Below are 18,131 nucleotides of genomic sequence, written 5' to 3' on the forward strand. Positions count from 1 at the left end.
ACCCCATGAAGAAAAATATCGCTATCACACTAGCCGTAACATTGTTTTCAATAACAGCTTGCAACTCTAGTCTCATACCAATTGAAAACAGTTATAAGGAAAAAGCTGTGGCCCTCCTGAACAGCATAGAAACAGGCAACAAGGAAGCGACTAGCTATGTAAATCCAGACCAATACATTCAACATAACCTAGCTGTGGGTGATGGCCTTGCTGGGTTTGGTGCGGTACTTCAAGCACTGCCTGAGGGCAGCGCAAAGGTTGATGTAAGACGTGCCTTCCAAGATGGTGACTATGTATTTACTCACACCGATTACAATTTCTTCGGCCCAAAAGTCGGGTTCGATCTATTCCGTTTTGAAAATGATCTCATTGTAGAACATTGGGATAACCTCGCGGTTAAATCAGATTTACCGAATCCAAGCGGTCACACGCAGTTAGATGGTACAGCTGAACTTAAAGATTTAGACAAAACCGAAGAAAACAAAGCTCTCATTTCCGACTTTGTTGACACTATTTTAGTCAATGGTCAATTAGACAAGCTTGGTAACTACTTTGATGGTGACAACTACATTCAACACAACACAGCTATTGCTGACGGTCTTTCTGGTCTTGGGCAAGCGCTCGAAACGATGGCTCAACAAGGTATAGAAATGATATATGATGAAAACCATATTGTATTGGGTGAAGGTAACTTTGTACTGAGTATCAGCGAAGGTACGTTCGCAGGAGAACCAACTTCATTTTATGACCTATTTCGCGTCGAAAATGGAAAAATCGCTGAGCACTGGGATGTTATAGAAACCATCATACCTGTAGACCAATGGAAAAATAGTAACGGTAAATTTGGAAACTTGTAACTCGATAAAGTTTACACGAGCGAGACAGCTGCAAAATTAATTCAGTTGTCTCGTGTAAACATGCTGCAATTTATTTTTATAGATAAAACATTTTTATACGCCCACATTTTGTGGGTATGTCTCGTTGATCTCAATTACCCAACAATGGAATCTGAAGTGGTACGGTGAATTTGGCCAATAGTGCTTTTGATCTGAGGCGTTTTGGCGCAAATATCAAGCTAGATTCTCTTACACTCTTTTTCTGAAAACGAGCAAAAAAAAAGACACATGCACCTGAACCGAAATTTTTTTCGCAACGCTCACAAATGAGTGTAATCAACCGATAAGAACAGCAGTCAAATCTCAGATTGGAGTGATTTGGCATACCTCACCAACATTACCAAATCTAACCCAAATCACTGTTAACACGATATGAATGAGCAAAAGTTCTAAATGACTTTGGGGCGTGCGACGTGAAGTCGTATGAAGCGCTGTTCACTGCTTAACGTGTGAACCATCTGTATCACCAGATGAACCTAGGGCTCTGAATAAAGTAGCGAGCCTTACAATGTAACGAAGATTGGTTGTTAGCCAATCGGGATCTGAATCGTGAGAGAACGATCCTCCTGATAACCACAATCGGGTGAGTGCTAGGTAGTCAGCATGATGAACATATGTGAATCCGTTTAAGGTGCGTTATGTTATGAAACAGCGGAAGTGGTTAATACGCTGTGGCCAAAAGGCACGAGAGTCGGAAAGAGATTACCCCATGCTCTTTCGTGATCATTGAACTCTCCGCACCATAGCGGGCATCTACACTGACATTGCGCGACATACGGAACACGGTAAGCCTGTATCACTCCCTCAGGGAAAGCCTTTGTGGCCGATAGTGATGCAGGTATAGGAGGTTGGAAAAAGCGAAGGCTGCATTGTAACGATGCAGATACAGGCTTGTGTCTGGTCACGAAAGTGAACCCACTTCCGACTGGTCTCCCGTTGCGAGAGAATTTGGAGAACTTTATTCAAGGAGAAACGCAAATGATGATTTCAAAAGAGATTAGTGCCTCTCCTGACAGCGCTCAATGGCAGTCAATCGACTGGAAATCCGTTGAATCGCACGTATTAAAGCTTCAGGTGCGTATTGCAAAGGCAACACGAGAAGGTAAACACGGCAAAGCGAAAGCTGGGCGAACTATTATCGTCATTGCGTTGCTAAACAAGTATTCGGATACGTTGGGCACAAACTATTCTATGCGTTATGGCACTGGGCAGTAAGGCGTCATCCGACAAAGTCTAAGACATGGGTAGCCCTTAAATACTTCATTAACCGCAAAGGCCAATGGCAATTTCACGGTTGGCAGAAGATCATGGATATGGATTGCCAGTTCAATCTATTCCAAATAGCCAAAGTGCCTATTGAAAGACATGTGAAAATTCGAAGTGCGGCTGTCCCATTCGACCCTCAATACCAAGAATACTTGGCTAGGAGAAAGTCGAAAAGGCAAGCTCGTAACTCTTGGAACGATCCTGCTCCGACTGCTTTGTAAGTTGCTGGGTATCAAAAGATGCCTTTGTGGAGGCTTGAGCCTAGTGCAGTGAAAGTTGCACGCTGGGTTCTTAGGGAGACGACAGATTCGTGTCAGTCGATACAGAGCTGACACGTCATTGGACAAAAGCGCCTTGGCCACCTCATACGGAATCTACTCTTCGAATAACTTATGGTATCTCAAAACACAACGACCACAGCTTTCTAGCGGTGGCCAAGTTGCACGGGAATGGACAAATTAGCTTTCAATCTTGATCAGATTTACTTTATGCAGGATTTACTAGAAAGTATGCAGTATCCAGCTCCCCCCTGCAGCTCTTATGCCTCAAAACGATTTATTCTCATAATTTAAGCTATGAAAATAGCTCATACCGTACATCAACATCTAACATGCCCTGGTGAAACACCAGTCCAAGAGCTGTATGCACGAATAAACGAGTTAGTCTCTTGAAAGCCCAACAAAAACGATACTTCAGTAATAGGTAGATCTGTTTCTTTCAAATAGTAATGAGCCAGCTCTTCTCTAACTTTATGAAGAATCGACTGATAGCTGTTACCTTCCGCTGATAGCTTACGTTGTAGAGTTCTCTTACTCATTGCCATTTGTGATGCCACTACCTCAATGGAGCTTTCTCCCTGCGGAAGTAAGTCCATTAGATGAGTATAAACTGTTCTCGATGTAGTATGGTTGCTTTCCATTGCTTCAAGCTTCTTGCGTAGTTCACGGTCAAATATGCTCAACATGGTTTGGTTGTTAGTCAGAAATGGTACTCGCGCGTCTTTACTTGAGAACACAACCTTCGTCGCAGAACCTTGTGCAATTTCACAACCAAAATAATCGATATAAGCACTCAAATTCCGTGGTAGCTCGGGCAAAACCACCTTAATTGGATTAATGCTTTGACGTGTCGCTAAACGAGTAAGCTGAGTAAAAAACACCAATTCAGTCAGGCTTAATGAGCTTGGTATCGCACTGGTAAACCCGTAACAGCTAATTTCAATCTCAGTCGTTGCATCAGTTTGATCTAACCTAAGCTCCATAGGGCCGATTAAAGGCTTATACTCCTGTAATCTTTTAATTGCTGAATTCAGGTTAGGGCTGCAAATAGCAGCAAAGATCGGTACATCAAAGGACTCAAAACTCATCACTTCTGCTAGCTTCAAGGCCAGCTCGATACCTTGTACCTGAGCAGCCTTATCTATGCCTTGCCACAGTTGAAAGTATTGAGATGGCGACAGTTGTACCTTTTTCTGTTCAAATAAGCCCAATGGCAACTCAGCGTAACCGAGCACTACTTGCAGGTTGATACCAAGGTCTTTGAATAGAACCTTCCAATTTGGTGGAATGACAAATTTATCTGCTCTTTTCATATCAATACTTACACTTAAGCTATTTCTTTTCCATAAACTGGCGTGACATTTTAAGCACTGATTTACGAGGCAATAGAGGGAAAATCCAGTTAAACATAAACTTCAGGGATGATTCGTTGAATACTACCAACTCTCCAGTTTCCATAGCTTTATAGCCGCACTCTGCTACAGACTGAGGTGATTTTGCATTCTTCCACGCGTCAACGCCTTCCAAGTTACCCGCTGCAACAAAACCAGTAGCAACCGTGCCAGGGCAAAGCGCTGTAACTGTCACGTTGTTATCTTTTACTTCTTCAGCAACTGCTTGGCTAAATGAGGTAACGTAAGACTTGGTTGCGTAGTATACCGCCTGTAAAGGGCCTGGCATAAATGATGCCGTTGAAGATACGTTCAGGATCCTCCCCTTGTTACGCTCAACCATGCCTTTTAGGTATAGGTGAGTCAGGTTAGTCAGTGTCACCATATTTACTTGCATCATTGATTGCTCATCAACAAGAGAACGTTCGTGGAATTTACCGTGGCCACCAAAACCCGCATTGTTGATTAGCGTGTCGATCTGTAGGCCAAGTGCTTCAGTCTGTTCAAACAATGATTGTGCTGCATCGGACTGTGATAAATCTGAGGTTATCACATCAACTTTTACACCGTACTCTTCTTCAAGCTCATTTTTCAGTGCGATAAGTTTCGCTTCAGAGCGTGCGACCAGAATCAGATCACCATTTTTACGAGCGTGAATTTTTGCTAGCTCAAGACCGATACCACTAGAAGCGCCTGTGATTAATGCTGTGTTTGACATAATGATTACCCCTTTGGAAAACTGCTTTATTGTCCAGTTGCGTTAGCTGATGACGGTAGTATAGGTAATCGATTTACGCCATGAGACATCAAAAGACGACATCACTTATTCAAATTGTGCCAATATGACATAGCACTTGAATAGCTGTCGTTCATCAATGATACATTTTCTGTGTTCTGATTTACCGAGGAAGCATAATCATGCATCAGAAAGTCTCTGGTTAGATTCGCTGATTTTGAAAGAAACTGGGAGTTTTTAAGCACCGTCCCTTAGCCACCTGTCATGAGGAAATGTACTGTGATTTCAGTGGCACGCTCTGCCACTGAGTAATTATGTTAAATTGCTATGGGGCAATTTCAATTTAGAGCAATTGTCCAATCTTGTTGGGGCAGATCAGTTATGTAACATGCAAGATTTCGCCTAAACTGATTAATCCCATCCCCAGCCGCTACGAACGCGCCATCTGGCTACTCCTTCGCGCAGTGGCCCAACACAAAATCACACACCAGGACTGCAAACAAAACCCAATTCACAAACCCTGAGTGCGAGCCCGGTTGTGCTCAAATGCCTTCACACTCCCCTGCTGCGAACTCACCACCCTTTCACACTCGAGTAGTGCGAAGCTATGGACGCTAAAGTGTCATCCGTGGCCTCGAAAGTACCGCCTGAGGCCCAAGAAATACCGTGTGTGGAACTTGTTTAGGTTTTGTAGTACCCAAAAACCAAACTGTATAATTTGACTGCAAATTACTTTTTAATATAGTCGCATTTAATAATTGTTCAATCTTTACTCTAGCGAGATAATATCAATATAGACAGCTTCTAATAAGGAAACCTCTTTTTTAGGAGTAGTCATAGGCCAGCAATGTTTTATAACACTTAAAAGGTCGTATCGTACCTCACTCCTTTTAACTATAAAACGGGCCTGGTGCTCAAACCCTCCGGGTTCTGCGCCAATAATAAGATTAAAAATAAATATAACAACAATAAATAAGAAGAGCGCACAAAAGCGCCAAGGAGTACATCATGACATCCATTAATAAAGGTGGCCGTCCACGCCTATCAGCCGACCAGAAGCGCGACAAAGTGATCAAATTTAGCTGCACTCAGGTTGAGTACGAATTTTTTCAGGAACATGCTGAACGCGCTGGCTACAAACAAGTCGCTAGATTTCTTCATGACGTCAATATCGCCATGATCGACGACGGCCAGTTTTCATACAGTGAGCAAACAAAAGTAAACTCCGAGCTGCTCGCCGCCCTCATTGGGCTTGCAAACAACGTCAACCAAGCCATGCACGTTGTTCATGCCCAGGGCGTCGATAACCTGCCGAACTTCTATCACAGCCTCCAGGAAGCACAGCAAGTTATTTACAACATGGGCCAGATCGCTCAACTGGGTGTGCGCCGCGAGTGCCACATTGAAGACAAAGCGGAGGTGCAGCATGGCGACGCATAACCCCAAAGAAGCAAGGTCAAGCGCTGAGAAAACTCTTCACTATATATATAGAGGCGACGGGCACGAACACAGTGTCCAGCCCGGTGATGTGGTTCATATAGGAGGAAACCTGTTCACCCCCTCCCCTTTCCAAGGTGATGATGTCAACCTGGATCAGATGGTTGCTGAATTCAATGCGCAGGCGGCGCTGCACAAAGGCAAAGGCAGCAAGCTCTTTAAACATTACGTACTCAGCCTCGCCCCTGGCGAAATTTTGAACGAATCGCAGTGGATCGAGTTTGCGACCAACTATATGAAAAATTTAGGGTTTAACAACACCACAAAATGGACCGCTGCTATTCACCGCGACACTATGCGCAATTGGCAACATGTCGGGCATGTCCATTATGACGAGGAATTGGGCAAGTATTTCGGCCACGATCCAGATGGAAATATTGTCGAGGTCACTGGATCTGAACACCTGCACATAATGGCTTGTCTGGTCAAAAACGAATTCGGCGGCCCCCTGGTAAGCACCAGTAACGACTACGCCAAGGGCTGGGATACTATGAGGCATTTCGAACATAAATTCGGATTGCGCCAACTCGAAAATCCCGATGAGAACTTCGGCTTTAACTACACCAAAGCCCAGCTCAAGGCTTACGGTAGCCGTGAGAAAGCGGCCCGGAACGATGAAGCAGCGATTATCAGGGCTCGATTTAAAAATCTCTATGAGCAGGACGGCAAGCCCCGCACAATCACTGACCTAGTTGTTGGACTAGCAAAGCGTGATGTCCATATTTCCGTGTCAGTTGACAAAGATAACAAGCCAATAGGCATTGCATATAAGGTCGGTGAGAGCGGCACCTACATCAGTGGATGCAGGGTGAAAAGCACCAGATTCACCTGGGGTAAACTAATTTCAAAGGAAAAAATTGACTACAACCCAGCGCGAGACAACCCGATCCTTGGACTGTCCAATGGACCAGCCTCGTTCACGATGTCAGTTAAGATTACAAAAACTCAATTCAAGCGATTGAAGACAAAGCACGCGCCATACAGGGTTCGCAGTATCGACAACGAAGCATGGGTTGATTTCACGTTTTGCCGTAGCCGGCAAGAACGGGATCTTCTTAAATTGATGATGAACATCTTGGCAATCCTCAAGGCATTGTTCGGCGTTGATGAGACAAGCCTGGAGCTTAAACGCCTGCATGACGAAGCCCTGATGCGCAACTACATGGAAAGGCTGGATGCCGATCAGGAGGCTCAGCAGTGCTACTACGAACCAACCCATCTGGTCGATTACGACACATTCGAAACGAGCCAGGCGATGATTAAGATTGAGCGTGATACTGCGACATGGCGTGACCCAAAAGGTGGCGGCGACTTTGGTGATCTTATAATGACGCCAATCTTCTAGATTGCAGACAAAAGAAGAGTTCCGTAAAAACCTGCGGGGCAACAGTGAAGCTTTTAATAGCATTCAGGAATGGTCAGGTTTTCAGTAGGTTGGTCTTATCTTTTATGCATCATCATTTCGTAAAATTATAAAATCTAGTCGTCTTCAGTATGTTACTGGTACAGGTTGATATTTTGTTTCGTAGCGTAGCATCACTCAGGCCGTTCTGACTGTTTTATTTGCCAATGCAATACAAGCTTTTTTGAATCCAAGTCGCTTAACTAAATCGATTAGCCACGCTTGTTTTTGAGTTGTGGGTACGTCTGGAAGCCGACAAATATATGACATAGCTCCAAGATAAAGTGGTGAGCGCAAATCTTTAACCCCACTACATTTGTCAATTCCCAACATGACGGTTTTTCCACCTGAACTATGCTGTTTGGGTGTTAACCCGACGAATGCTGAGGCTTGTCGCCCATTTTTGAATTGTTGACCATCACCCAAGGTTGCATACAGCATAGAAGCTGTAGTTTCTGCGACACCTTCTATATCCATTAAGCGGCGACAGGGTTCTACTTGCCTCGTTATTGAATTCTTCGATTTTTCCAGAGCTTTAAGTTCACCCTTCAAACGCACATATTGATCCCGTAGCATTGATAAAGTGTTAATCAAGCTAGATGGAATATCAGTATGTCCATCAAGTGCGGTATACACCGACGGCAAACACCATCAGTTTAAGACGCATACTTGTACGCATTAAATAACTAATGTTCAATCAAGCTCTCAAGCAACACGGGCGGTTCGACATTTGGATATTTGACGATTTCACCAATAATTGGCAACATGATGAAAGTGAGACGATAGCTAAGCTAATTAAGCATCCGTCGCCCTTTTTTGGCGCGGCCCATATCGAGACTGTCTCCGGCCCAAATCAAAAGGCTAGTCATGCGCACCTCCAGACAAGTTCAGCGCCTGCTGAAGCGTGCTTGCCAAGGCTGGATTTTGCTCCAGGGCTATCAACAACTGTCCAACCAGGCCCAGCGAAGTTTCAGATGAACAGCCTGGCAATGAGGATGACGACCTGTCAACGGGCTGACTTTGGGTTTCCCTCATAGGGTTATCGATAGCACCGAAGACATCATTCATGCATTCATAAAACTGGCCTGCATAGTTAGGGGCATCCTCCTTCAGCCAACGAGAATAATGTTTATCTACCATCGTGGTATCTTCGTGACCAAGTTGCCGCGCGACCCACTCTTTACTTATCCCCGCTGTCAGGCAATGGCTGGCGAAAGTGTGCCGGGGCTGATTCGGCCCTCGGTGCTGAATGCCCGGCGCCTTCAAAAATGGGGTAAAGAAACTTTTGGCGTACTGACGCGAATCAATAAACGGTTTACCCGTTTTGGTGTTCAAAAACACATGACGAACGTACGAGCTCTTATAAGTTTTATTACCAGCCCGCAACACTTTTATACGTTTGGGCTTGAGATGGCCTGTTAGCTGATATTGCCGCTGCAAAATGGCCATAACATGTGGATTCATCTCAATTGTTCTTTGAGACGATTCCGTCTTAGGTACTTTATAACCACCAAGCACTTTGCATTTATTGATAACAATCTGGCGACGTTCAAAATCAACGCAGTCCCAATCTTGCGCAATCGCCTCGCTAATCCGCCAGCCGGTTGCACAGCTGGCCAGGCACAAGTTCTGCTCACTTTGGTATTCGGTTTGCGCTGCAACCAAAAGGGTAAGCTCTGACTTGGTGAACGGCAGAGGCTCAGCGGTTTCAATCGTTAAGTTACTCAGGCCGTCCATCGGATTGCGAACAATCACACCGTCGCATTGAGCACTGCAAAAAATAGCCCGGAGCACAGTAAAATGTTCATTGATAGTTTTGTTGGCAAACTTCTTGTGCGCCTTGATTTTCCAAGATTTAATATCTGATTGTCTTATTGTCTCAATCGGCCTTTTGCCAAAATGCCTAACCAGGTTCTTCACTTTGGACTTCACTGACTTCAGAGTAGAGGGGGCGACCTCAAATTGACGCTCTGCGAGATATTGCGCAGAATAATCTGTAAAAGTGTATTGAGCCATGATTGACCTCCGCGGTTCAAGCCGCTTTTCATCGTTATTTGGCTACAAGCTAACACGCCCCAAAGGGCAAAATACATACTAAGCTGCTAATATTTAAAGATTTTAACAAATAAAAACAATCACTTATACAAACTCTTATATGGGCGCGTCAAAAAAACACAGTACAATCAGGGCCATAGTTGATAACCGCCAGATACTTCTTTAAAACACTAAGTTTGTATTTTTTTCCATAGCGACCTAAGGTTATCTTTTGGTTTTTATGGCCAACAATCTGGGCAACGATGTTTTCATCTACCTCTTGTTGTTTCAATTCATCAACAAAGGTATGCCGAAACGAATAAGCAGTCGGTCGCTGTCCCGCTTTCATACCGATTTTATTCTGCAATCTCGCAAGCTGTTGGCAATATTGGCGAGACCAGTCTTTGTTCTCCCCTAACGGGATGTAAGAAAATATCTGTGTCTGGCCTGCTTGCTTCAGTTCAGACACATAATCTTGAAATCCCCATGACAAAATCTTGGCATGCACCGGGACAAGACGGTATGAACTGTCGGTTTTGACACGCTGTCCAACCCCTTCTGAGCTGACACGGATACAGGTCATGCCATCTTGCTCACAGATATCTTCAACCCTTAACTGACAAGCCTCCGAAGGCCTGAGGCCGTGGAACAGCATTAAGAGCGTCGCCCACTTAAACCCGGCATCCTTTGCTTTAAACTCAGCGGACTGAAACAGGCGCTTTAATTCGTGTTTTTGCCAGCGCTGACGCGCTGAACCCGTCCCAGCGCACGACGATTTAGCCAGTGGGATATCAGTGAACGGATTAACAGTGGTGTAGCGCATCAACTTGCACCACTTAAAAAACTGGGAGACAGCCGCTAGGTACTCCTTGTTCGTCTTATAGCTACGCCCCTCGCCGAGCAATACATCCCGATACACGAGTGCATCTGCGCTGGTAACCTGAGACACCGTTGTCGCTTCGGTGGAGATGATAAAGTGCCCTGTGCGCTGTTTAAGCTGCTTTACCGTCAGTGGTCGCACCGACTCTTTTTCCTTTGAAGCGATAAATTGCGACAAAGCTTCACTTAATGTGATACCCGGTGGCGGCTTCGATGCTTCAACATCGCTTGCTTTGCTGCCTATCCGAATATGAACTGTTGCCTTGTCAGGGGAGGTAAAGCCGATGCGAATTTGGTTGATAGTTTGGTCAACCAAGCGCTTAAAGCCAGCCACGGTTTCATCAGGCCGAACACTCGAAACCAGTGGGCGTAGGGTTCGGGCGACGTCAAGGTTGCGTTCTACAGCCTCGGTACGACACTTAGTTAGGAGCGAAACCTTGATGTCAAATGGGAAGCCTCTGTCTTTTAAGGATTTTGGCAGGCAGATGCGGGTGTAGTAGGTGCAATTTGCAGCGCGGAATAGGTACATTGTCTCAGTCAATCCTATGATGGATGCTTGCAATGCCCAGACACAAAAAAAGCCGTTGATAATCAACGGCTTTTTTCGTTTTTAATATGGCGGAGAGATAGGGATTTGAACCCTAGATACGCTATAAACGTATGCCGGTTTTCAAGACCGGTGCTTTCAACCACTCAGCCATCTCTCCGTTGTGCGGCGGATAATACAGAGGTCGGTTCAAGCTGTAAAGTAGCTTACGGCAAATTTATTGTTAACTGCTAAAACTATCATCAACACGAATAAATATCCCTCAAATATATAAGCAACTACACCCGGCGAAACTATCTGTTATGATTTAATCCGTTTAGGAAAATCATAATAAATCGGAACCACTTTTCCATTCTCCAGTTCCTGCCACGATGAGACATTAAACCCGAACACGATAATGCCACATGTCGGTACATTTTCGATCTCAAAGCCAAGCATATTCACCAAATCATTAATCGCAGGATTATGGCAAACCATCATCACTCGTTTCAGCCGATCCTCGGTTGCTTTAATCTGAGCAAGCAATTCAAACGCTGATCCAGTATACAGTTCAGTACTGATTTCAAGCTCCGGTGTATTGGCCAGTCCCTGAGCGAAAATATGCGCCGTCTGATGTGCCCTGATTGCACTGCTTGTAACGACCCTTTGCGGTGTTGCCAGCAAGGCATTTAACCTTTCGACCATTGCAGAGGCATCCCTCATTCCCCTTTTATTCAACGGCCGATCATGATCATCCAGCGTCGGATCATCCCAAGAGGATTTTGCATGGCGAAGAAGAAAAAGTTGCTTCATCACTTTCACCTACATTACTCAGCGGCCTTGCCTAAAAGCCGCTGAATTTTAGCTGAACACTGCATCTTGAAGTAGTTTGAATATAGTCTGTTATTGCTTCTCAAAAAACAGGGTTACTTTTCCAACCGTAAAACCCCATTTTGTCATTTCTGCAACATTAAAAACCCGTGTATCATCCTGGCGGAACATCCAGTCGTCAAAGCGAATGTCGTAGCTGGTATCGTCCATTGGCACACGCAATGTATATTGCCAGTTCAGAGCATTACCAACGGCCACACCTTTAGCCTCACCCACGACGTCATCCGCTTTACCAACGTAAGTGCCGTTATTTCCGCGGGTGATTTTCCATATTCTTTGTTGTTGCTCGCCATCATCGAAAATGAAATCTTCTTTCAAGGTCAGCGCATCTCCGTCAACGGTTCCCTGGATACTGACATCAAACCGGCGTATCTGTTTTCCGCTGTAGTTTTGGAGCATTCCCCACGCCTGTACTTCACCGTCAAAATACTGAAACAGGTCAAATTTTGGTTGAGACTGGGCATATTCGCTGATTGGGGTTGAACAGGCAGGCAAGAGTAGAATCAATAGCAGAAATAACCAGCGCCGGAATAGTTGCATCATCATGATTGCTTCCTTTTATTCCTTTATTATGAATCTCGGATTATCCGATCAACTGACTTCTTATTTCAGGATAAGCAGTTTTCGGATCCAGCCATATCCCGAGAAAAGCCTTTGCCATCTCCTCGCTCTCCACGGCACCTAGCAAGCGCTGATCCTGATAAAATGCCGCACCTTGCTCATTTAATACAAAAATCAGTCGATCACCTTTTTTCACATCAGGCCAGATTAGCGACAACTGACCTAACCATTGCTGACGCATCGACCGGTCAACCCCCAGATGCGCCCACTGCTTATCCGTCGCTTCCAGCAAATCCTCTTTATCGATATCTCTACGATAACGAATCACCAATGCCATCTCTTGCTGATCTAGGTTATAAGTCCCATCCGGCGTACGTAATTCCGAATCGTAAATCACCCAAAATCCCCAGCTCAGCTCTGCGCGTCCGACTGTTTTCCAGATCTGCCAGTAAGATCCGGCATTCGCTGAAGTCACTGCCAGTAATAAGATCATGCTCACCAGTGCAGTCAACAATGTACTGGCCCGGGATTTTTTCATACGCTGATAACTTATCATGTTCTATCCCTCCCCCCAACGGTGGATACATTTTTTCAGGAGTACTAAAAGAATCATGGAATAAACCAGCCAGGCCACCAGAAGGATTATCACGGTAGCCGGTATGCCCAATGGCCAGCTGACAGCTTCTAAGCGAAATCCCGCCCAATAACTGATCATTCCACCAATACTTCCCATAATAACCAATACGTATGGGGGGTAATTCCGGATCACTTTTCTTACCAGCCAGACAAAGGAGCTAAAGCCGAGCCAGAGCAATATTAACCACAGCGGGAACACATTCCCGGCAAACTGGTACACCCCGAAATAACTCAGCAACACGTCCATAGATATGCCGGTGATGCCGGCAATAATGGCAAATCGCCAGCTCCCCCGAAATGTCCACCAGCAGCCGATAAGCATCACAGTTAACAGCCAGATGTAATCAAACTGCCCCCAGACAGCGAGCAGCCAATATAGATTGAAGCCAAGGGTAATGGCGATAAAATGAAGTCTTGGCATGTCTGAGCCTTTCGCTGTCGGTAAGTCGCGATGAAAGTTCACTGTCTGAGTTCCCGTCAGTGCGGACGACTGACAACAAGCTGAACAGTGCTGATACTGCGTTCTAAAAATCCGCCTTCGCAATAACAGAAGTAGTAACGCCACATGCGTACAAAACGTTGGTCATAACCGTACTGAGCCAGTTTATCTGCATTGTGATTAAACGCCTGATGCCAGTCAGACAGGGTTCTGGCATAGTCGAAGCCAATATCTTTTATATCTCTGACCACAAAATCACTGTGTTTGGTCATGTGATTGACCAATACGGTAATTGATGGCAGGAAACCGCCCGGGAAGATATGCTTCTGGATAAAATCGACACCGCGGCTGTAACTATCATAACGCTGATCAGTAATGGTTATCGTCTGAAGCGCCAGTAAGCCACCTGGTTTTAATAACGACTGGCACTTCTGAATATACGTTGTTAAGTACTCTTTTCCGACCGCCTCGACCATCTCGACAGACACAACCTTGTCGTATTGACCGGTCAAGTCCCGGTAATCATCAAGCAACAGGGTAATTTGATCACTGAGCCCTTCCTGTTCAATACGCTCTTTTGCCCAGTCGTGCTGCTCTTTCGATATCGTGGTGGTAGTGACACGACAACCATAATGTTTAGCGGCATAAATCGCCAATGCGCCCCATCCGGTGCCAATCTCTAACAAATGATCGGTCGGCTTAAGGTTTAGCTGGCAACACAAGCGTTCCATTTTATTGATTTGCGCCGAAACCAGATCATCATCCTCTGTTCGATAAATTGCACAGGAATAGAGCATATTCGGATCGAGAAACGATGAATACAGCGTATTGCCTAAGTCATAGTGCGCGGAAATATTTTGTCTGGCATTATCTTTATTATTACGACGTAACTTGTGGGTAATTTTATACGCAAGTTTGGTCAGCCAACCTACTTTGGCTTCCAACTTATCCAGAATCGGCAGGTTGCGAGCCATGACCCGAACCACTTGCGTTATATCCGGAGAATCCCACCAGCCATCAACATAGGCTTCACCCGCTGCAATGCTGCCTCCGGTCAGAATGCGTTTATAAAAAGCTGGATGATTAACGATCAATTGCGCCTGCAGCTCGGCGTTCTGATCACCGATATGATAGGTATCCCCCTCTTTTTCAACCAGTGTCAGCCCTACTCCCTGTAATTTAGCCAACACGTTAAATACGACTTTTCTTGCAACGTTATCAGGCCTTGAAGCAGATACCGCCGGATAGTTAATGTCACTTCTTAACATCATGAACCCCCAATTTTTCTTTACGAGTTGCCGCCTTGTGCACGGTGGCATCCTTGGCATATTCAGTATCAGAAACTGTTCCGTCGGGTTTATCTTTCTCGCTATCGGGATGCGGGTAAAATGGCGCTCCTTTCAGCCAAAGTCTGAGTGCTTGCCAATAAATGCCAAACACCACTTTGGCGGCCATTACCGGCGTTTTGAGCAACAGCTTCAACAGCACCCCTGATGTAAACGGCTGACGACTTAATGCCATGGTGGCATCGAAAATTTTGCCGTCGTTGTTGTTATTATTAAGTGAGTGGTTATTGAGTGAACGGTTATGACGGGCGTGATTTTCCATATGAATAAACACCCTGTCGCCCGGCTCGTTTATCCGCCATGCATATCGTTGATCCATTGGGTTGAATGGCGAAACATGAAAAGCTTTCTGTTCACTCCAGACCTTGTCTTGCCACTGCGAAACGGCTGGAATAACGTAATAATGGCGCTCATTCCACGGTGTGTTGCTGACTTCCGCCAGCATATACCGCCATTTGTTATCCTTGCCATAGAGGTAATAAAGATTAAGCGGGCTGAAATACAACCCGCAGTAACGAAGCTGGCACAGCATCAGAATTTTTCCGCTCACCCGCTCCCCGGTCAGTTGTTCAACTTTATCTCTGACCGCCTGGCGTAATGAACACCCACCCTGCATATAATCGGCACGCTTAAAACGGGCGAAACTTAACCGCGACGAGCCAAAACCGCGGATAGTTTGAGTTAACTCCTCAAGCTCGTCCAGGTCGATCAAAGGCATGAATATAGGGTAAACAAATTGATGACTGACCGGCGTGAAACGCCGGTGCCTGATACTGCCCACATAGATCCCGCTGTTCATTGACCGGCCCCGCCGTTCAGGCTGGCACCAACCAGATCGCGATTGGTATTTTTATTGCTGTCTTTAATATTTGTCTTGTTAATGGTGAACACAGACTCTTCGCTGGCATTGATCCCTGCCACCACATCTAAGGCACTTCTTACTCCATCTTCATGAAAACCGTTATACCAGTAGGCACCACAGAACCAGCAGCCCTGTTTACCATTGATATCAGAACGCGATTGCTGGGCAATGATACTTTGGGTAGAAAATACCGGATGGGCATACACAAAACGGCGCAGTATTTTATCGGGATCAATCTTTTCGCTCTGATTAAGGGTGACGCAGAAGGTTTCCGGCGCATCGAGCCCCTGCAGAATGTTCATGTTGTACGTCAGGGTTGCGAGCATATGCTCCTGTGATCGCCCGATCAGCTTGTCCGGTTCCAGGCGATAGTTCCAGGATGCCCAGGCAGCGCGGGCTTCAGGCAGTACCCGGTGATCGGTATGAAGCACGACTTCATTATCCTGATACTCAATAGCACCCAGTACCCGTTTCTCATCCGTGGTGGCATCTTTCAGCATCGCCAGCGCCTGATCACTGTGGCAGGCAAAGATCACCTGATCAAAACATTCAACGCCGTGCTCGGTTTCAATCTCTACGATATCGTCCCTGCGGGTCACGCCCACAACCGGGGTATTCAACGCAATGCTATCGGCAAATGCCGGCGTGATTTTGCGAACATATTCCCTGGAACCGCCCGGGATCACGGCCCACTGCGGCCTGTCGGCTATATCAAGTAAACCGTGGTTGAGGAAAAAACGCAGGAAAAATTCGAGCGGGAATCCGCGCATATCAAACAGGGACGAAGACCAGATCGCGGCTCCCATCGGCAGAATATAGTTTTCACTGAAATACTCACCAAAGCCATGACGGGATAAAAAGTCTCCTAAGGTTCCCGTTCGGAGCGTATCGCTGTTGGCGGCGCTTTTCGCCAGCCGGTTAAACCGCAATACCTCATACAGGAAGTAGTAGAAACGGGGATTGAGCAGATTTCGCTTCTGGGCAAACAGGGATGAAAAGCTGTGGCCGTTATATTCTAGTCCGTTTACTTGATTGCAAATGCTGAAGCTCATCTCGGTTGGCTGTCCCTCGATACCAATTTCAGCCAGCAGGCGTTCAAAATTCGGATAGGTGCGATTGTTGAACACGATAAAACCGGTATCTATCGCATAACGCCCACTCGTTACGCTGACATCAACCGTGGCCGTATGTCCGCCGATGTAATCATTCGCTTCAAACACCTTGATGTCATGCTGTTGATGTAAATACCAAGCGCAACTTAACCCTGAAATACCTGAACCTATAATTGCTATTTTCATGATCACTTCCCTGTGAACTGCTTAATCGCCATCAACTGCAGACGCAGCGGCAATAGCGCGATGAATTTAAGGAGCAAGGTAAACTTTAGTGGAAAATTGATTTCTATTTTTCCCGCAGAGATACCCTGACGGATTTTTTCCGAGGCATAGTCTGCCGTTACCAGCATCGGCATCTGAAAATCGTTTTTATCGGTCAATGGCGTTTTTACAAAACCAGGATTGACTAAGGTCACCGTAACGCCAAGAGGCGCCAGATCAATTGCCAATGTATGGGTCAGATAGGCCACCGCCGCTTTCGACGCGCCATACGCTTCGGCCCGCGGCAGCGGCACATAAGACGCCGACGAGCCGACGATCACTAAATGGGTCGAAGACGTAAATCGTGACTGCATGGCTTCAATGCAATGCAGCAAACCGAAGACATTGACATCAAAAACTCGCTTAAATAGCGCAGAATCAATAACCCCATGTTCGATATATTCACACGTACCGGCATTAAGAATGATCAGTTCCGGTAAGTCTTCAAGACTTTCAATTGCTTGCTTCACCTGATCAATATTAGACACAGTAAATGACAAAGGCGTAATGAGATCATTATTTTCTGCCAGATCGGCGAGGCGATCCTGATTTTGACCGCAAGCGATGACTCGCCACCCTTCCGCGGCATAGTCAATCGCAAGCTGCCGACCTATTCCCGAGCTGGCACCGGTAATTAAGACCTGTTTCATTGCCCCAACCTCGTTTTAATATGACGAATAACTTTGCCAAGCAGCGGCACCCCCTCGTAAATCATTTCCCCCAGATCGAAATAATCACGATGATAAATAACTCGGTCATCTTTAAACTGAAGCAGGGAGCAACCCTCAACATGGCGCGACCGGCCTTTTTCCAAATCAGGATGCGAGAAAGTCATAGTCCATTGCACAAACGCCTGCGCCTCGTCGGCCAGCCAGGAATGAACGACAAATTCACAGCTATTAATCGTGCTATATAGATTTTCAAAGTAATGATGAAGGTCATTCCACCCGTCAATACGATGGGCCGGATCTTGAAATACCACATCCTGGTGATAAATATCTTCAAGCTCGGCTAGATTGTTTTTCGTCAGCTGGCTATAAGTCTCAATAAAATGTGCAATGGTCTTATTTGATGGCGCTGACATCTCGCTCTCCTTTTATTACCCGCTTTTGAAT

At 45.8% G+C, this 18,131-nt stretch carries 17 protein-coding genes, 1 tRNA gene and 2 pseudogenes; 5 read left to right on the top strand and 15 right to left on the bottom strand.

The features are described from left to right. The first annotated feature begins 5 nt into the window (after positions 1–5). The 3 genes and pseudogenes from C9I89_RS04375 to C9I89_RS22745 form a co-directional block, all read left to right on the top strand. Positions 6–857, top strand: coding sequence for a nuclear transport factor 2 family protein (locus C9I89_RS04375; protein WP_107282133.1), 852 nt, complete (start codon positions 6–8; stop codon positions 855–857). Positions 858–1,877: 1,020 nt separating this feature from the next. Next, positions 1,878–2,111: a reverse transcriptase N-terminal domain-containing protein gene (locus C9I89_RS22740; protein ID WP_245905407.1), complete on the top strand. Its 234-nt coding sequence runs from the start codon at positions 1,878–1,880 to the stop codon at positions 2,109–2,111. Then, positions 2,021–2,383 (top strand): annotated as a pseudogene (locus C9I89_RS22745) (group II intron maturase-specific domain-containing protein); the annotation flags it as partial. The gene C9I89_RS22740 and the pseudogene C9I89_RS22745, both read left to right, overlap by 91 nt. A 377-nt stretch (positions 2,384–2,760) precedes the next feature. Here the strand turns inward: C9I89_RS22745 and C9I89_RS04385 are convergent. Both C9I89_RS04385 and C9I89_RS04390 read right to left on the bottom strand, forming a co-directional pair. Further along, the gene (locus C9I89_RS04385) at positions 2,761–3,753 is read right to left on the bottom strand and encodes an AraC family transcriptional regulator (protein ID WP_107282134.1); all 993 of its coding nucleotides are present in this window, start codon (positions 3,751–3,753) and stop codon (positions 2,761–2,763) included. Positions 3,754–3,772: 19 nt separating this feature from the next. Further along, on the bottom strand, positions 3,773–4,549 hold the full coding sequence (locus C9I89_RS04390; protein WP_107282135.1) for an SDR family NAD(P)-dependent oxidoreductase: 777 nt from the start codon (positions 4,547–4,549) through the stop codon (positions 3,773–3,775). A 1,026-nt stretch (positions 4,550–5,575) separates the two neighbouring features. Here C9I89_RS04390 and C9I89_RS22405 point away from each other — a divergent pair. Both C9I89_RS22405 and C9I89_RS04395 read left to right on the top strand, forming a co-directional pair. After that, positions 5,576–6,007: a hypothetical protein gene (locus tag C9I89_RS22405; RefSeq protein WP_170107610.1), complete on the top strand. Its 432-nt coding sequence runs from the start codon at positions 5,576–5,578 to the stop codon at positions 6,005–6,007. Next, a complete protein-coding gene (locus tag C9I89_RS04395) occupies positions 5,994–7,409 on the top strand; it encodes a relaxase/mobilization nuclease domain-containing protein (protein WP_170107611.1) in 1,416 nt (471 codons plus the stop codon). The genes C9I89_RS22405 and C9I89_RS04395 overlap by 14 nt, the downstream gene beginning before the upstream one ends. Positions 7,410–7,604: 195 nt before the next feature. Here C9I89_RS04395 and C9I89_RS04400 read toward each other — a convergent pair. The 13 genes and pseudogenes from C9I89_RS04400 to C9I89_RS04460 form a co-directional block, all read right to left on the bottom strand. Next, positions 7,605–8,105: pseudogene (locus tag C9I89_RS04400) on the bottom strand (transposase); the annotation flags it as partial. Positions 8,106–8,327: 222 nt separating this feature from the next. Beyond that, positions 8,328–9,482 carry a tyrosine-type recombinase/integrase gene (locus tag C9I89_RS04405; RefSeq protein ID WP_107282137.1) on the bottom strand — a complete coding sequence of 385 codons (1,155 nt, stop codon included), beginning with the start codon at positions 9,480–9,482 and terminating at the stop codon, positions 8,328–8,330. 148 nt (positions 9,483–9,630) lie between these two features. Beyond that, positions 9,631–10,908: a site-specific integrase gene (locus C9I89_RS04410; protein ID WP_107282138.1), complete on the bottom strand. Its 1,278-nt coding sequence runs from the start codon at positions 10,906–10,908 to the stop codon at positions 9,631–9,633. Between the two features lie 87 nt (positions 10,909–10,995). Continuing rightward, positions 10,996–11,086: transfer RNA gene (locus tag C9I89_RS04415), tRNA-Ser, on the bottom strand. Positions 11,087–11,226: 140 nt separating this feature from the next. After that, the gene (locus C9I89_RS04420; RefSeq protein WP_107282139.1) at positions 11,227–11,718 is read right to left on the bottom strand and encodes a SixA phosphatase family protein; all 492 of its coding nucleotides are present in this window, start codon (positions 11,716–11,718) and stop codon (positions 11,227–11,229) included. A gap of 90 nt (positions 11,719–11,808) precedes the next feature. After that, the gene (locus C9I89_RS04425; RefSeq protein ID WP_107282315.1) at positions 11,809–12,336 is read right to left on the bottom strand and encodes a DUF3833 domain-containing protein; all 528 of its coding nucleotides are present in this window, start codon (positions 12,334–12,336) and stop codon (positions 11,809–11,811) included. Between the two features lie 43 nt (positions 12,337–12,379). After that, positions 12,380–12,913 carry a chalcone isomerase family protein gene (locus C9I89_RS04430; protein WP_107282140.1) on the bottom strand — a complete coding sequence of 178 codons (534 nt, stop codon included), beginning with the start codon at positions 12,911–12,913 and terminating at the stop codon, positions 12,380–12,382. A 3-nt stretch (positions 12,914–12,916) separates the two neighbouring features. Next, positions 12,917–13,456, bottom strand: coding sequence for a DUF2878 domain-containing protein (locus tag C9I89_RS04435; RefSeq protein ID WP_146155043.1), 540 nt, complete (start codon positions 13,454–13,456; stop codon positions 12,917–12,919). 14 nt (positions 13,457–13,470) lie between these two features. Then, positions 13,471–14,700 carry an SAM-dependent methyltransferase gene (locus C9I89_RS04440; protein ID WP_107282316.1) on the bottom strand — a complete coding sequence of 410 codons (1,230 nt, stop codon included), beginning with the start codon at positions 14,698–14,700 and terminating at the stop codon, positions 13,471–13,473. Further along, positions 14,687–15,577 (bottom strand): DUF1365 domain-containing protein, encoded by an 891-nt coding sequence (locus tag C9I89_RS04445; RefSeq protein ID WP_107282142.1) that lies wholly within the window; start codon positions 15,575–15,577, stop codon positions 14,687–14,689. The genes C9I89_RS04440 and C9I89_RS04445 overlap by 14 nt, the downstream gene beginning before the upstream one ends. Next, positions 15,574–16,938: an NAD(P)/FAD-dependent oxidoreductase gene (locus C9I89_RS04450; RefSeq protein WP_107282143.1), complete on the bottom strand. Its 1,365-nt coding sequence runs from the start codon at positions 16,936–16,938 to the stop codon at positions 15,574–15,576. Before C9I89_RS04450 ends, C9I89_RS04445 begins: the two co-directional genes overlap by 4 nt. 2 nt (positions 16,939–16,940) lie before the next feature. Continuing rightward, positions 16,941–17,666: an SDR family NAD(P)-dependent oxidoreductase gene (locus tag C9I89_RS04455; protein WP_107282144.1), complete on the bottom strand. Its 726-nt coding sequence runs from the start codon at positions 17,664–17,666 to the stop codon at positions 16,941–16,943. Further along, positions 17,663–18,100 (bottom strand): nuclear transport factor 2 family protein, encoded by a 438-nt coding sequence (locus tag C9I89_RS04460; protein ID WP_107282145.1) that lies wholly within the window; start codon positions 18,098–18,100, stop codon positions 17,663–17,665. The genes C9I89_RS04455 and C9I89_RS04460 overlap by 4 nt, the downstream gene beginning before the upstream one ends. Positions 18,101–18,131: the final 31 nt, after the last annotated feature.

Origin of the sequence: Photobacterium lipolyticum, assembly GCF_003026475.1 — a bacterium.
Taxonomy (GTDB): Bacteria; Pseudomonadota; Gammaproteobacteria; order Enterobacterales; family Vibrionaceae; genus Photobacterium; species Photobacterium lipolyticum.

Excerpts from the sequence above, each read along its gene's own strand:
- C9I89_RS04425 (WP_107282315.1), bottom strand. The coding sequence starts at position 12,336 with ATGCAACTATTCCGGCGCTGGTTATTTCTGCTATTGATTCTACTCTTG.
- C9I89_RS04460 (WP_107282145.1), bottom strand. The coding sequence starts at position 18,100 with ATGTCAGCGCCATCAAATAAGACCATTGCACATTTTATTGAGACTTAT.
- C9I89_RS04440 (WP_107282316.1), bottom strand. The coding sequence starts at position 14,700 with ATGTTAAGAAGTGACATTAACTATCCGGCGGTATCTGCTTCAAGGCCT.
- C9I89_RS04375 (WP_107282133.1), top strand. The coding sequence starts at position 6 with ATGAAGAAAAATATCGCTATCACACTAGCCGTAACATTGTTTTCAATA.
- C9I89_RS04445 (WP_107282142.1), bottom strand. The coding sequence starts at position 15,577 with ATGAACAGCGGGATCTATGTGGGCAGTATCAGGCACCGGCGTTTCACG.
- C9I89_RS04450 (WP_107282143.1), bottom strand. The coding sequence starts at position 16,938 with ATGAAAATAGCAATTATAGGTTCAGGTATTTCAGGGTTAAGTTGCGCT.
- C9I89_RS04395 (WP_170107611.1), top strand. The coding sequence starts at position 5,994 with ATGGCGACGCATAACCCCAAAGAAGCAAGGTCAAGCGCTGAGAAAACT.
- C9I89_RS04390 (WP_107282135.1), bottom strand. The coding sequence starts at position 4,549 with ATGTCAAACACAGCATTAATCACAGGCGCTTCTAGTGGTATCGGTCTT.
- C9I89_RS04430 (WP_107282140.1), bottom strand. The coding sequence starts at position 12,913 with ATGATAAGTTATCAGCGTATGAAAAAATCCCGGGCCAGTACATTGTTG.
- C9I89_RS04455 (WP_107282144.1), bottom strand. The coding sequence starts at position 17,666 with ATGAAACAGGTCTTAATTACCGGTGCCAGCTCGGGAATAGGTCGGCAG.
- C9I89_RS22740 (WP_245905407.1), top strand. The coding sequence starts at position 1,878 with ATGATTTCAAAAGAGATTAGTGCCTCTCCTGACAGCGCTCAATGGCAG.
- C9I89_RS04385 (WP_107282134.1), bottom strand. The coding sequence starts at position 3,753 with ATGAAAAGAGCAGATAAATTTGTCATTCCACCAAATTGGAAGGTTCTA.
- C9I89_RS04420 (WP_107282139.1), bottom strand. The coding sequence starts at position 11,718 with ATGAAGCAACTTTTTCTTCTTCGCCATGCAAAATCCTCTTGGGATGAT.
- C9I89_RS04405 (WP_107282137.1), bottom strand. The coding sequence starts at position 9,482 with ATGGCTCAATACACTTTTACAGATTATTCTGCGCAATATCTCGCAGAG.
- C9I89_RS22405 (WP_170107610.1), top strand. The coding sequence starts at position 5,576 with ATGACATCCATTAATAAAGGTGGCCGTCCACGCCTATCAGCCGACCAG.
- C9I89_RS04410 (WP_107282138.1), bottom strand. The coding sequence starts at position 10,908 with ATGTACCTATTCCGCGCTGCAAATTGCACCTACTACACCCGCATCTGC.